General features: G+C 37.0%; 10 protein-coding genes. All 10 read right to left on the bottom strand.

The genetic code is table 11. The features are described 5' to 3' along the window. A partial coding sequence (locus A9G48_RS06115; protein WP_141672966.1) for a toxin VasX occupies window positions 1–1,492 on the bottom strand: 1,492 nt, incomplete at its 3' end. Window positions 1,493–1,515: 23 nt separating this feature from the next. Next, window positions 1,516–2,418, bottom strand: a complete 903-nt coding sequence (locus A9G48_RS06110; protein WP_034943641.1) for a hypothetical protein — start codon at window positions 2,416–2,418, stop codon at window positions 1,516–1,518. Continuing rightward, complete coding sequence (locus A9G48_RS06105) at window positions 2,415–4,880, bottom strand: type VI secretion system Vgr family protein (protein WP_081299251.1); 2,466 nt, start codon at window positions 4,878–4,880, stop codon at window positions 2,415–2,417. The genes A9G48_RS06110 and A9G48_RS06105 overlap by 4 nt, the downstream gene beginning before the upstream one ends. A gap of 103 nt (window positions 4,881–4,983) precedes the next feature. Continuing rightward, the gene (tssE, locus tag A9G48_RS06100) at window positions 4,984–5,409 is read right to left on the bottom strand and encodes a type VI secretion system baseplate subunit TssE (protein WP_034943643.1); all 426 of its coding nucleotides are present in this window, start codon (window positions 5,407–5,409) and stop codon (window positions 4,984–4,986) included. A 2-nt stretch (window positions 5,410–5,411) separates the two neighbouring features. Next, entirely contained in the window at window positions 5,412–5,927 is a 516-nt protein-coding gene (gene tssJ, locus A9G48_RS06095; protein WP_051825029.1) for a type VI secretion system lipoprotein TssJ, read from the bottom strand. 17 nt (window positions 5,928–5,944) lie between these two features. Beyond that, window positions 5,945–6,994, bottom strand: coding sequence for a type VI secretion system baseplate subunit TssG (tssG, locus tag A9G48_RS06090; RefSeq protein WP_034943646.1), 1,050 nt, complete (start codon window positions 6,992–6,994; stop codon window positions 5,945–5,947). After that, the gene (gene tssF, locus A9G48_RS06085) at window positions 6,958–8,721 is read right to left on the bottom strand and encodes a type VI secretion system baseplate subunit TssF (protein WP_034943649.1); all 1,764 of its coding nucleotides are present in this window, start codon (window positions 8,719–8,721) and stop codon (window positions 6,958–6,960) included. Before tssF ends, tssG begins: the two co-directional genes overlap by 37 nt. Before the next feature lie 49 nt (window positions 8,722–8,770). Further along, complete coding sequence (gene tssA, locus A9G48_RS06080) at window positions 8,771–10,384, bottom strand: type VI secretion system protein TssA (protein WP_034943654.1); 1,614 nt, start codon at window positions 10,382–10,384, stop codon at window positions 8,771–8,773. A 33-nt stretch (window positions 10,385–10,417) separates the two neighbouring features. Then, on the bottom strand, window positions 10,418–13,756 hold the full coding sequence (locus A9G48_RS06075; protein ID WP_034943656.1) for an ImcF-related family protein: 3,339 nt from the start codon (window positions 13,754–13,756) through the stop codon (window positions 10,418–10,420). A gap of 18 nt (window positions 13,757–13,774) precedes the next feature. Continuing rightward, the gene (locus A9G48_RS06070) at window positions 13,775–14,896 is read right to left on the bottom strand and encodes a hypothetical protein (RefSeq protein WP_034943660.1); all 1,122 of its coding nucleotides are present in this window, start codon (window positions 14,894–14,896) and stop codon (window positions 13,775–13,777) included. Window position 14,897 lies beyond the last annotated feature (1 nt).

The following is a 14,897-nucleotide window of genomic DNA, read 5'->3' as shown; positions in this document are numbered from 1 at the left end:
AATAATTTTGAATTGCTTTGGTTCGCGGACCGGCTAAATTTGCGGCTATTTTTGTACGTGCGTTGCCCTCAGATTTATGCTCTAACCAACCCTGAGGCGGGGTGCTAAATCGTAAATAGTTAGGGGTGCTATTAATCTCTTTATACTGCTGGTTATAACTGAGATCTAAAATATTTTCAGCATAAAACGATTTGATGATATCAGGGTCGATATCGTTGCCTATTTCATCTTTACCTTCAAGAATAATTTTTTCGATGGTTTTACCCAAATTTGCGCTTAATCTTTTTTGTAAAGCAATCACCTGTTCTTGACTGCGACCCGCTAATCCATTGACTATCGGCGCTAATAGCTGTCTGCGTTGGACTGAAAGCTCTTCGGCTAGTCCAAAGCTGTCTTCCACCAGTATGACCCCAATTTCATCGGTTTTGTAATTTGAATGCTCTCGTGCTTCACTTCGATAGCTGTTTATGGTTTGTTCAAATTCTTTATGCACGCCACCGACCGCTTTTCTTAATGAGTTAAAATGGCTAGCCGTGCAAAATAAGGTGCTAAAATGACGCAGTACTTCTTCAGTGGTGTTGTTAATTAAATCGTCTAAATTCACTTTTTGGGCATAAAACACCCCTTTGCCTATCTCTTTATTGGCTGAGGTATTTAGTGCCGTTGTTTTTGCTTTTAATGATTTTTGATATGCCGTTTGTTGTTCTGTATCAAAATAGTCAAGTACTTCTTTATCGCTGCATTCAAGTTCAAGCAAGTAACGTTCTTGTGTGCCTGTATGCATAAAGTCGTTAAATGAAAAACTGCGTTTTTGAGATGCCGCCATCTCTTCTGGTTTGGTTTGGGTTAAATCAATTTCAGTAAAACGCTGTTTGCGTTTGTCTTCGTTTTGACGATAATATTCAACCGTTTTTTTATCCCAACGGTAAGAACTGTAGGCTACCCACGCTTTGTCATAAATTTTATTGTCTATTGTGATAAATTTCGCTTTAAATTGATGCCCTTCTTCAATACACGATGTTGGTAGCGCTTTGGGGCGTGAACCTTTGACGTTTCTAAACTCTCTTAAGCGAAAAGCACCTGAATTGGTCACTTCAAATACACTCACTTTTAACAGGTCTAGGTTAGTACCTTGCCATTCTTTTACCGATTTATTTTTTTGTAATAATAGATAGACATAACCTTCTCTTAAGGTTCGATAAGCATATTTAAAATGGGTTAGCGCTTCTTCTGGCTCTCGGTCTGTTAGGGATAACATGCCTTTGTCCCATTCAATCCCTTTAAAGTTTTTAGGTACCACACTTTTTCTAACTAAAAAAAGAGGAAAGCCCTTTTTTTGGCATGCACCACATTTACCATTGTTCAATATCATGTTTTCCTTGGCTTCATTAATCAGCTCAGGTGTTACAACTGGTGGCTCGTTATTGGCTTGAAGATCGTTGTCGTTAAATTCTGAGTTAGTATTGTTAATCTTTGTATTGTTTGCATCCATTTTATTTCCTTATTGTTCATTATTTATTTTTTATTTAATAACATTTGAAAGTGAGTGTGTATGGCTAAAAATCGTTCAGACAAAGTACCTGGCGAATGTACTGCTACATCATTAATAACAGTGACAATTTCTTCATCTTTTAGCAATTCACCATACTGCATTGAGTAGTAGGTATATACCGTTCTGTCTTTTATGTCTGTTAGGCTAAATGTATTGACAGCGGTATAGTAATGTTCCACTAATGCCATTAAGTCTTTTTCACTAACTTCATCGTCTATTTCTTCTTTTATGTCGTACCAGTTGACATAAAGCCTGAACAAATTAACGGATTCTTTTTGGCAAAAAGTAATTTTGGGCGGCAAACTCGACGGTAGTAGTTGTTTGTTTTTAGCCGGTTTAATTGTCCTTAATTTTTGTTGTATATCTATATAGTAATAAGTTAAATTATCCGGAAGAAAAACATTTATCCAATCAGGTGTGGTTGGATGACTATCTTGTAATAGCTGCATTCTAAATGGTTCGTAGAAAGGAGCAAATGACATGTTGCAAAGCTCCCCTAGCATTAAACCTATTTTGACTATTCTTTGAGCTATTTCATCAATGGTTTGTGGTGCAACAAGCCATCCACACACATAAGGTTTGGCTGCTAAAAAATCCTCATTAACCTGAATAATAGAAGATAATAATAGTTCTGTATTGACATTTTGATCAGGCTGACCAATACAGACTAGATGAGGACATGTAAATAATTGATGCGATAACGATGGTCGTTTAACCACCGCAATATCTTTTTTAGGTAAAAGCTGTTTTAATCGTTGTGCGTAAAGTTTGCTTAATTCACTTGTTGTCCCTAGCATATCAATTAATAGGTAGCGATAATGCTTTTTGTTTTCTTCACTATTTAACTGGTTTTGTAAGGTTATCACTCCATTGCCTCCGAGCAATCACTACCTTCTGGCAATTCGACTTTTGGTGCGTCGTAATTTGATGCACTAAGTACGCCCAAACTTGCTGCTTTTACATTGACATCCCCCGGTGCGAGTATTTTTACCCCTCCATTTTCAATGATAATAGCTACGCCATCACAAGCTAAGGTGAGTTTTTTATTCGCCGATATGATGACTTCACTTTCGGTGCTGGTGATTTTCATGTCTTGTCTTGAACTTAATCGCATTTCGTCATTTTGAGCTTGTATGTCTACATTTCCTTTTGAAGCAAAGATTTTTATGCCCATTTTATTGGCAAAGAGACTTATCATATCGCCAGCTGTTACCATGAAGCGTTTGAAGGCACTGACATCAACATTGTTTTGTGCTGTCTGAATCAGGTTTTCACCCGCAGTATGTTGTATTGAGCTTGGCGTAACATTGGCCATACCCGCGGCTGCGTAACTGAGTATGCCAGGTTGTTTTAACTCTTCTAAACTTTGTTCAAGCAGTTGTTTTTGAGTTTGTAAGTCGGCAAGTTCGGCTTCTGCCGCTTCGGCAAGAGCATTTAGTCTTTTGACCATTTCGCAGGCCTGAGTTAGCTCTTTAACAGCATTGTCCATTTGTAATTGCATGCCACCTGCTTGGGTTTGCTCTTCACTGGTGAGGTATAAACCTTTGCCCGCTCTTATTGCTCCCCATTCATCAGTACGCAGCTCTATCCCTTCACCCCGTTTTTCTTTATTTTCATCCACTAAATGCCCAATGTTAAGTTGGGTTTTGCCGTATTCAGTGGCAAGTTTGATGTGCTCTTGACCGCGTTTGTCATCCATGCGCAATTTATTATTCGCTGGGGTGCGAATCACATTGCGGTGTTTGTTAGCTGCCGTAACAAGATCAGGGTGGGCACTGTCGTGCATGGCATGGGAAATATAAGGTCTGTCAGGATTGCCGTCAGTAAAAGCAATCGCTACTTCTGTGCCGTCTATTAATGGAAAGTGAAAACCATAGGTGCTACCTGCATAAGGTTTAGCAAGTCTTATCCATAAACTCTCACTGCCTTTTTTCCAGTTTTTTAAATCAAAATTAAATTTAACACGATATCGTCCTTGGGTATCGATATAGCCATAAGTATCATTGTCAGGGCTACTTACACGTGCTGGTAATGTTCCACTGACTTGTGGCCAAGCTATAGGCTCTGGACGGTACGGCTTTAATACATTAAAAGGAATGGCGGTAAAGCTCAGTTCGTAAGAATCGGTGCGACTGCCTTTTCCCGCTACACTTAAAATAATTATCCCTTCATTCATGCCGGCTAATGGGTTGCCATTGATGCAAATCAGTTGCCCAGGAGCTAGATTATAACGGTTGGTTTTACCACTAATAATAATTTGCTTACTGATTGCTCGCTCATGACGTATACGGGCATACCAGCTACCACCTTCCGGAGCATCGCTACTGCGATATTCATGCTGTGATCTTTTCTCATCATCGCCGTCATCACCATTTTTTCCGCTATTATGATGATTTGAACTATTACCAATTAAACTTTTATAATGTTCTGCGTAACGATAGTTGGTACCATAAGTGGTTTTGTCATCAGGTTGTGAGTTTACTGTGCTGAGTAAATTAGCCGTTGCTTGTCGATAGTTATAATCTTGTACTTGAACCGCTGATTCAACGGTTTGGCTGTGCATGCTAATATCCCAAATACTTTCAGTTCCACCGTCAAGAGTGCCACTTGGCAATTTGTAATCGATGTTGGCAACCTGCTTAAATCCCTGTTCATAGTCACTGATGACAAGAACATCACAATCATGCTCAGCATGGCTTTCAAAGCGAAACCAAATGCCAACATCAGCCATTAATCTTTGAATAAATTCAAGATCACTTTCTTGCCATTGGGTTATAAATTCTCTTATTGGGTATTGTTCCCTAAGTTCTAAACGGTAATCTATTCCACTAAGCCCAGAATTCCTTAACACCTCTTCAACAACGCCAATAACACTCTGGTTTTGAAATATGGCGCTTTTACGATTTAGCGTTAGTCTAGCTATTCGTGGCGATAATACGACTTGGTAATGTGCCTCGTCTTTATTTACAGATAATTGACTAAATTCAGTGATGATGCCATAAATTTTGCGTGAATCGCTACCCATTCGCAAATCACTTAAGGAACGAATTGCTGAACTTAATATATTTTTACCTGTTGGATTAAACGAAAATGATGCGTCTTTATTTAAAAAAGACTCTGTTGATAAAACTTTATTGGTACTGGTAAAGGTAATGGTGTAACGCCACAATTGGTTTAACGTTTCTTCACCACTAACGTTTAAAGTAGAGATTGGTGATGTAATCCCATCAATCATTAAGGTATATCGGTTATGGCTAACAGTGTCTGATTGTCCATTGATTAAATTATTACCTACTTGGTTCATAATTTTACTTAAATCTTTTTTCAATTTTATCTCCTTTTCATTCCTTATTTCATCTTGCTACCTTGATTCGATATCTAATGTATTCGTTTTACTTAGATAACGTTCATCTTAAATTTATTTTTTCACGTTAGTGACGCGCTGTTTTTCGGCTGTATTTTAACCGTGCTTTGCCATCCGACATGAAATATGTCCCATATTTTACAAGTCCACCTTCTTTAAAATAACAGACCAATTCATAACCTAATACCATTGCGTCATTGCTTTTTTCATCTATGTTGATATCAATTGAAGCTAATCTTGGCTCATACATCAGCAGTGTCCGTTCAATCGCTCTCATTAAGACATAAGCCGATGAAGGTAGCGCTTGAAAAACGGTGGACATGTCTGGTAATCCATAGTCTGGCAGGTGGTGAATTGCCCCTGCACGACTATTTAAAATTCGTTCAATGTTATCCATGACACTGATAATGGTTTGTTCATTTTCGGCTACGTCATCGATCGGTATGCCTGATTCAAAGTAACCGTATAGCATGTCGTATAACGAAGCACTCATTTTTACTCTTCTTCCTCTAATTTTATTGAGTATTGTTTTGCCGAAATTTCACGTGCTGAAGTAATGTTTAGGTCACCACGCTTTAACACTAATCGCCATGTGTTATTTTTTAGGTTTGGCTCTTTAAAAAGTGCAATAACCCCAACGGCATTCGCTTTTTTGTTTAATGGTGTATCAATTGAAATTGCGGTATCAGGTTTTAATACGACTTCTTTACTTTCTAACAATGAATCGCCTAATACATCACTATCTTGAGTAACTAGGTCTTGGTAAGTTGCAGAATTAAATTTGTTATTATTTTTCAATTGGTAAATGCGTATTACAACTGGTGAAGATCTTCCGTCATCCCCCATGTTTAATTCTGATCTGGCTATGAGGTCTAAATGCAGTGTTCTTATATTCCATTTAAATACTGAATCACTAAGATCCGATGCTGATTCAGTTACGCTTTGTGCAATACCACATCCTGTTAACCATACAATTGATAAACTCGCAATTAATAATTTGATTAATTTCATTTTGATTCCTTTTCTTTTTAATGTGCATTGTAATCAATCCCCGAATATTGCCCTATGTTTATAGCAACGGTTTCTTGAATTGATTCATTATTGGTGTTTGCTTTGCTAAATGAGGCTGTCAGTCCTAATCGACAATTCTTCGAGGTTAGCCTGCTACTTGGCAAAAAGTTTTTCTTGATTTTAAGTGTTAGTTTGGCATCAACTCGATAGCCTAAATAAACTCGTAATAAAGCTAATATATCTTGAAATAATTGACCATCCGGCAGTAACTCTGCTATCTGCTCTTCATATTGAGGAGTGATAGCAATATGGATAGTTTGGTTGCATTCTTTAAAACGCGATCCTAATGCTCTAGCACCATTTAATCCCATTCGCTGTTGCCCTTTCCCCCCTAATTTGACCGGTGTGTCTATAGTGTGCCAAATTGGATAAAATTCAGTGACATCTACTTTGGCGTCATCCACCATCACCCGAATTAATCCAGCGACCCCTTCAGCAGTGCGTGTTTTTTGAGACATTAATCCTAATAATGCCAAAAAACGGGATAATGGAGTGCCTATTTGGTCACCTGTGCCTTTAATTCCTAAACCTATTAAGCCCAATAAACATTGGGAAACAGGATCACGCCCGCCGCTGGTAAAACTCGAAGGGTAGTGATACTTTAACCATATACGATAAAACTGCGTGATGATCCGGTGATTGAACATATCCAAAAAATCTGTCATCACTTGGTAATTATCTTCACGGCGTATAATGTTGTTAAGTAATCTTAACGGTAATACGGCATCAACCCCATATAATCCAAGAAATCGGGTTCTGACTGTCGCAGGACGATTTAAATAAGGCGTCCGTTCAATATATTTGAGCTCACTAGCTGGAAAAGACATGTCCACCGAAGGTGCAAAACGCAATGGGTCGGCAGCAGGTGATTCGTTTTTACCCAATATAGGTTCTGATGCATATAATTGTTCAAGTAACTGGCAAAAACGATAAAAGTTTATTTTTGGCAGTTCTTTTTCAATCATTTGCATTAAAGGGCTGTTTTCGATACTTTGCTCTGATTCCATACTATTTTCTTTCCTGTTGGTAAACTAATGATAACCAGTTGTGTAAATAGATTAACATCGGCATACAAGGCAAAAAATTGCTGTAGTAATTCGCCAAATAGCATCATGTCACCTTCACCTGTGAATTGATAACTGTTTAGCGTAACTTCAATTTCAATTCCACGTTGTAACATGCCGTTTTCTGTTCGTTTTATTATTCGATGTGAGACTTCAATAATTCCTTCTAAACGTCGGCGATTAATTTCATTTTCTGTCCAGTCGTATAAAGCAAGTGTTCCACGTAACACTTCGGCATTCATTAGCGATAGGTAGTTCGGCGCTAGGTGTGATAGTACTCGCCAATAAAAACGGTCTTCTGTTGGTGGGTAACATGGCATTGTCGGCGAACATAAGTTGCGTACTTTGGCAATGCTACTATGAGAATCAGCAAGTTCGTGAATTCGAGCATTACGTAACGCTTTTCGCGGTAACATGCCATTGGTACCTGTTACTCGTAAAGATAACGTTTCATTTTCAAAGTGTTCATCTTTATCCCAGATTTTTCCACCAAGAATTAGCCATGTGTCATGCAGTCCCGATGCGCCTTTACGAACGCGCGTGTGATAATAGCGTTCTGGTGAGTCATGTCGTAACATGCCACCACGATGTTTAAAACTAGTAAAAGGAACATAACGATATCGTCCTTCTTTTGTAATAGCTTCTACATGTTCAACTGAGTAAACTTCGACATGTCCGTCTTGTCTTAATAATGGGCGAAGTAGGTATTCGCTTTCTAATTGATTTACTACAATAGGATCGGCTTCCATATCAAATAGGTTAATGACTGGAACACAATGTAAACGGATATTGTCATAAGCCAATGGCATATCGCTTGGCCAAGTTTCACTAAGTGTTAATTCAATGTCAATATAGGTACAAGATTCTGGTACATTTTTTATGTTTAAACCATGCAGATCAACAAACATGAATTTTTCACGAAATGCAAAATATTCTAATAGCAGTTGATAGCCAGAGAAAGCATTATCTGGCTTTAACCATAAGCGATCCTCATCAGCAAATCCTACTGGTGTTATTTTACCGTCGAAGCTAAATTTTTCTTCGGTATTAGTTGAGTAGCGTAGATGCATAGCCGCTACTTGTTGAGTTAAAGCATGATGTAATGTAGAAGCTATTGGAGCATCAGCATTGAGATAAAGCCGTAAACAAGACAGGTCGATCTGTTCAAAGTCAGCTAGCTCACTAAAGCTTAAACGTATTGATATTACACTTCGACCGTCATGACTTAATTCAAGTTTTGCTCGATTTATTTTTATTGGTTGTAATGTGACTGATTGTGTTGTTCTAAATGGGCATTTAGTTCCAACATGCCCTAAGGGCTCAGTCTGTACTTGTAATCCTTTTGGAATCACTTCTTGGCGCGATAATATGGAGTAATCAGGCGTTAATTCAACTATCGACATGGAAGGAATTAAACGCAGGTAATGTGGCCAAAGTAATGTCACCAAACTTTCAGTTAGTTCGGGTATATCATCGTCAATTTTCTGACGTAACCGCCCGGTTAAAAAAGCAAAACCTTCAAATAATCGTTCTACGTAAGGATCGCGATCACCTACACGATCTAAGTTTAATAAACTTGCTCTGTCTGGGTGTATTTTAGCGAACTCTTTTCCAGCTTCTCGCAAATAACGCATTTCTGATTCGTAATAGCGTAGAATTAAATCATCCATTGTTTTTCTCTTAACTGATTATATTTTTGTCTTTTAGTTATAAATAATGTTACATCGCATTTAATGCACGAGCAGGATCAAGCTGCATTAATTCATGTTGTAACAGATCTATTTGTTCTGGCAGATTGACTTTTATGCCGTCTTTTAATTGGCTTTTTTGTTTCATTAATCTCAGTAGAAAACGTTTTACATCAAAGATTAATTCGGGCTCCCATTGAATTAATGTCAATGTTTCTTGTTGATTATTCAATCCAATTAGTAATTTTAGTGCAATATCTTGTTTACCAAGCTGTTCAGCAATTCGAGCTTGTGTATATTGAAGTAAATATCGTTGCTTCGGTGAGCGTACAGATGGTAAGTTTTGTAACCATTGAAATGATTTTTCTAAATTTTCGCTACGCGCTAATTCTTGGGCTTGTTTTTCAATTTCTACCCAATCGTTTTCGCCCGATATTGAAACTGGACCAATGCTGTCATCTTCATCTAAATGGTGTATACGCGCGTTTGTCGCTATCCAATTTAAGGTTTCATCGTCAGCAAATGGCATTCCATTATCAAAACAAAGGCGCTCAATACCATTGAGTCGTTCTAACATTAATCCGATGTCAGCCAGAAAAATATCTGCCCAAGATTGATGAGGCTCACCCAATTTTTGAAGCGATAAGATCGTTGCTCGTTGTAAATCTAACCAGAAGTGATTTGCCCCTTCCATAAAGGCAGCTTCAACACGTTCAAATAATTCCGCCCATTGTTGTTGTAGGATCAATCGATTAATATTTTGTTTAAGTTCAGCCCTTGGTGCTGGTAAGCGTGTTCTACCTCTCTGATCAACTGGCGGTAAGTCAATTATGGTATCCCATCTAAGTATTCGTAAAAATCGCCCTGCTGGTAAATACCCTTCTGGTTTTTCACGCAGGAAAGCAGCCATTTTGCGAGCTTGATCAAGAAGATCACGTTGAGAGCTAATTTTTACATCAGCAATTTTTATCGGCGATTCAACAGCTGATGCCGTTTCTGTTGTTGCCTGTTTTGCTGCTTCTTCAGTTGATGTATTTGCAGCTTGTTGCTTTAGGTTGTTATTAAAAAAATGAAAAAGTGCTGATAAATCTGGTGGTTCAACCGTTTGTTCTGGCGTTTCACCTACAAATAATTTTTTACAACTTTGATCTATTTCATTTAATGCAATAATAATACGACTTAAATGTTCTTCAGAAATTGGCTGCACTAAGGTAAGTTGGTCGATAAACCTAGCATTAGCTAACCATTCGATCGCATTTTTACGAATGTTATGTCGAGAGGGATAGATCGATGATCCGAATGTGTTAAGTAAGCCACCAAGTAGTTCTATCCCATCTGCATAGCCATCTGCACCGTCAACGTATAATCGAGCAAGACAATAATAAGTAGCAACACGGATGTCTTTACTACTTTGTTTTATCATGTTTTCGCTTTCAGTAACAATCATTGGGTAATCAATGCCTGAAAGCTTATTGATTTCATCTTTTATTTCTTGAAAAGTATCATAATAAGTTAAATCTTCACCCGAAGGTTTGTCTGGGCTGATTGGTTGTAACCAATCAGCCCATTTTTGATTTAGCTGTTCTTTTGCTGATTCACTGGCATCTTGTGTGCCAAAGATACGACTTAACAGTTGGCTAAACATAACAATTTTCCATTATTTGATTTTTATTAATCTCTATTCAAATACCGTTTGTGGTAAATTAAAGTTGCGTAATTTCAACAGTGTTAATGGTCCACCACCTAACTGTGTTCGTAGAATGAATCTTAATTTATTGTCATCAGGTGCCTTCCATACTATCTCATAACGTGATGAGTCTAATGGTTTAACTGACGCTGTTTCAAGAAGTCGTACCCAAGCCCAATCTCCATTAAAGTATTCATAAAGTTGTAAGCCAGTTTCATCACTGCTCCAGCTAAGTTGTGAATACGGTGAGTAACCATCACCAGGCCAGTTAAATCGTTGCCATGTTGGTGCTTGGTTAAAATATTCCAATTTTTGCTTGTTGATAACTAATTCTGTGCGAGCTATTTTGTCCCCACTTCGTGGCATTAAATCAAATGATAATCCGATATCGCCCGATGTAATCAATTCGGATGAAATATCATTAAATAAATTTAATGTTTCAAGAAACTCTGGTGAGAAGTTTAAACCTTGGGCATTGACAGTATTGACAATCCATCTTCCACCTTTTTTCTCTAGAACACCACTTAGTTCGTTAATAATGAAGTTATCAATAATTCCTGTGTCAGAACGTAGGAATCGAGCAAGCTCCGCTAAAGATGCTTCATTTTCACTATTTTTGAATGGATAGCGTCCTGCAAAGGATTTTTCCCATTGGTTCACAATGTAATTTTGCCAAACTTCATTGAAACTGTTTGTTGCAGGAGAAAGTACAACTTGCCACGATTGTTCAAGTGGTTGTTTAAACAAACTATAACCAAATCCAGCCCATTCATCTCCAAGGTTAGCTGCAATTAAGTTTCCGTAATCTCGTGTTTCTGTTAGGTCAACGGACGTGCCTTTAAAAACACTTTTAGCTAGCACTTGCATCATGGCTTGAGGATCAGGGCTATTTGTTACATTTTGTAATTTTAAGCGCACTTGTGTAACACGTGATAAATAACTCTGTAATGAAAGCCCACTGTTATTATCATTTTTAAGTAAATTAATTAAAGGGGCAAATGTAGCAGTTAAAGGTCCTGATCCTTCATTCTCTTTTAGCATGCTTCTTGATGATTTTTTACCCATAATTTCTTGCGCAGTACGCATTAAATTATCAGATATGCCATCTTTTGAGAACTCAGTTTCTGATTCATATTTGACAATATTAATCAAAGCGATGAGTGGGGAATGCCGGCTATCAGCAAGTAATGTTAATTGTTCAATAGAGTCTGAAATATTTTCAGTTTGTTGCCACTGTATAGTATTTAAAAAATATAACCAAGCTGCACCAAATTCATTAAAATAACGTTCAGTAAGTTCTTTTTTCAATACTTCAGGCGAAATTGCTCTTGTTAGGCTATTTTTACCACCTTCGCCTAATACCCAGTCAATTTGATCTCTACGTGTTTTAGCCGCATCTTCAATTTCATCTTTTATGGTGTTTTCCCATGCTTTTCGAGTGTAGATACCCGGCACTTCAACATCATTAAAGAAGAGTATATGACTGTCTATCCCAGGCAGTAATTCATATAAACTTAGATTTGAATACTGTTGACTAGCACGTTGAATTATTTCTTGGTACAGTCTATTAACCGCATTTTGAACACCTATTTTATTGATTAATACTCTTCGTGAATTTTTAACCAATAGTTTATCTTCGCTTAGCGTCCAGTCAGAATGCGTTTTAAGCATTTGTCCCCAAAAACGAACCAAATCAGGCATTAGTCGCTGCCAATCACCGTCGTTAACACCTTCAGGTGTTCGCCATCTTTGCGAAGCAAATTGGCTTAAATATTTGCCATCACTTTTATCTGATTGACTCATCATTAAATATGCTTTTAATACATCATATGCAGAATCAACAAGTTTAGCTCGCTCAGGGTTATCTGGTGGTAATTCAGTTAATAAAGTTAAATAATCTGTCAATAAATTATGAAATGGTGTAGCAATATTGCGTGAGTTAGTTGTTCTATAGCTAAGCAATAATTTATTTAACAGTGGATCATTATGATTTAATCCAAAACCATAAAATAACGGTACGCCATGTTGTTTGCGATACAGGAGCTGTTCAATGCGTTGTTGTAATTGATATTGTATCTGTAATCTTGCTGTATAATCTTGTTTAACAGAATTATCAGCTTGTGTAGCCAACTCAATACTTTCATTAATTAATGATGCATTTTTAACGTAGGATGTGATTAAGCCTGCGCCAAACATCAAAATAGCTCCGATAAGAGCACACCCAGAAACCATTCCCCATTGAAGACCAATACGTTTACCAGTTAGCTGCGTTGCATCATCACTGATTGACTCCCATGTTGGTGTCATTGTAAGGTAGTTATCAAAGAATTGTTCTTCTTCATCGGTTGGTAACTCTTGATGAGGTATGAAAAATAGTCCACGAATACGCGGAGAATATGGCAATGAGATCAATGCATTTAGGTAACGCCTAATATTTTCTATATCGCCTTTAACTAGCTTTTGACTTAGTTTAAGTAAGAATGTATATAAAACGTTTTCTTTTATTTGCTGTACTCCACGCTTACTGCATTCTTCCGATAGTTTATTGAGTGAGAATACCACTGATTCCATTGATTCTGGTGTTAAACTAGAGAAGAAAAGACCAACACTTTGTTCAGTTCTCCCTGCTTGTGACCATGTATTTTCTTGGGCAGCAACTAAGTAGAGAGGTGCAGACCATTTTAATAGTTTATCTCGCGATTGGAATTGTAATATTGCCTTCTCAATAATTAATTGTTGTTGTCGAGAGTTGACAAGATAATCTTTATTTACAACCCATATGATTGCATCTAACGGTTTACGAGAGAATGGTAACCAACGTGAGAAGTGTTTTCTTAATGCGATTGACCATGATGTATTAAGTTGTTCTTCAACATCACCGCCATAGATCATTAATGTTTTATCGTTTAGCTGCCATTTGTCTTGTTGTAAACGAGGAAATGCTGATTGAACATCAGATGATGTACCTAATACAAGGCATTTGCGAATTTTATAACGCCAAAATAAACCGCGTCGGTATTTACATTCTTTTTGAATTTCTGAAAATTCATTAAATGTTTTTATTTTTTTATGGCTAGTAGTTGTTTCTTTAGGATTAAGTGATTCACGTTTAACTCTATCTCTTACCCAGCCTATACGACTTCTTAAAATAAGGGAAGGAGCTATAATCAGACCCACTATAAATAACATGCCATATAGCCATATCTCAAATTTTCTTCCTAATGTCTTATAACCTAACTCGTCGCCAAAAAGGTATATACCCATGGCTAATGATGCGGCTCCTATCAGGATAATGAAAATTAATCCAAACTGCTTCCATTTACTTCTCATTACAACACCCTTTCCCGTTTACGCTAATGTCACTACCGAAAATAACCATTGATTTTGGTTTCTAGTAGCAATTAAATTATTCCGTTTAGTTTTATTTATCATTTCAGAACTCATTGCTAACGCTAGCCAATAAGATAACTCTGTTTGTTTACCTACAAACTTTTCTAGTCCATATAATTGCTCAGGCTCTACACTTTGATTAACTAGCTGTTTGTTGATTTCTGTTTCTTGTTTATTATCTAAATTAACAAACCAAAGATGACTTACTTGTTTTATTGCAGGTTGCATTTCAACCATTTGCTTAATTGCAATTGGCAATTCTTCATCAATCATCGGTCTTAAAATTTGAGCTTTAGCTTTCTTTATTTCTAAATCTTGATATTGGGCATTATTTACCAATAAAAAGGCAGCTAAAAACTCTGAGGCACTAGATTGAGTATTATTAATAATAATTAACTCAATCATTGGCTGTGGTGAATCTATCCATTCGGCAATTTTTTCAATATTAGGCACAGTGTCAATCATATAATTTAAATTATAATCATGTTTAATCCCTGAGTTACGATAAGCTCGAGCTATTTCTCTATCAATATTTTCATATGAGTCAATTGGCATATAGAGAGAAATATTGATATTTGCTTTACTCGGTAAGATCGATATAGCATCGCTCATTGAACAAAATATATTATCAAAAGCCGAGGTTAGTTCAGACTTGTCTTTAAATTTTAGCGATTTATTAATTTTGGAATGCAAATTTGAGCCATTCTCTAAAATAGAACTGGCAGTTATTTCATCCGGTATTACATAAGCGCTGTCAAGAACCAATAATGACTTCATTGCCCACTTTTGCCAATTTTGTTCAACTTTTTTTTGTTCATCTTGCCAAATATCATATTTTTCTTGTGCAAGCCCATATAGGTATAATCGAATACTAAAAGCTGAACCACCTATTAATGTCGGAAAAAATGCTACACCGACCCAATATGTCCACTGTGAGGCGTAACTATCATTTGGCCAAGCTTTTGCAAGAATAAAGCTTGAGATAATAGCTAAAGCAGTGATAAAAAGCCCCCATCTTCCGCGATTTAATTGCACTGGAGGTCTTACAATATTGGTAATATTAGGTTTAGGCCAAGACATA

The sequence above is a fragment of the Gilliamella sp. wkB18 genome, assembly GCF_001690875.1.
GTDB classification, from domain to species: domain Bacteria; phylum Pseudomonadota; class Gammaproteobacteria; order Enterobacterales; family Orbaceae; genus Gilliamella; species Gilliamella apicola_A.
The sequence above is the reverse complement of the archived record's forward strand: the minus strand, read 5'-3'. Positions and strand labels throughout refer to the sequence as shown.

What these genes read in the sequence shown, in the direction of transcription:
- A9G48_RS06070 (WP_034943660.1), bottom strand. Translation starts at nt 14,896, where the DNA reads ATGTCTTGGCCTAAACCTAATATTACCAATATTGTAAGACCTCCAGTG.
- tssJ (WP_051825029.1), bottom strand. Translation starts at nt 5,927, where the DNA reads ATGAAATTAATCAAATTATTAATTGCGAGTTTATCAATTGTATGGTTA.
- A9G48_RS06075 (WP_034943656.1), bottom strand. Translation starts at nt 13,756, where the DNA reads ATGAGAAGTAAATGGAAGCAGTTTGGATTAATTTTCATTATCCTGATA.
- tssG (WP_034943646.1), bottom strand. Translation starts at nt 6,994, where the DNA reads ATGGAATCAGAGCAAAGTATCGAAAACAGCCCTTTAATGCAAATGATT.
- tssA (WP_034943654.1), bottom strand. Translation starts at nt 10,384, where the DNA reads ATGTTTAGCCAACTGTTAAGTCGTATCTTTGGCACACAAGATGCCAGT.
- tssE (WP_034943643.1), bottom strand. Translation starts at nt 5,409, where the DNA reads ATGAGTGCTTCGTTATACGACATGCTATACGGTTACTTTGAATCAGGC.
- tssF (WP_034943649.1), bottom strand. Translation starts at nt 8,721, where the DNA reads ATGGATGATTTAATTCTACGCTATTACGAATCAGAAATGCGTTATTTG.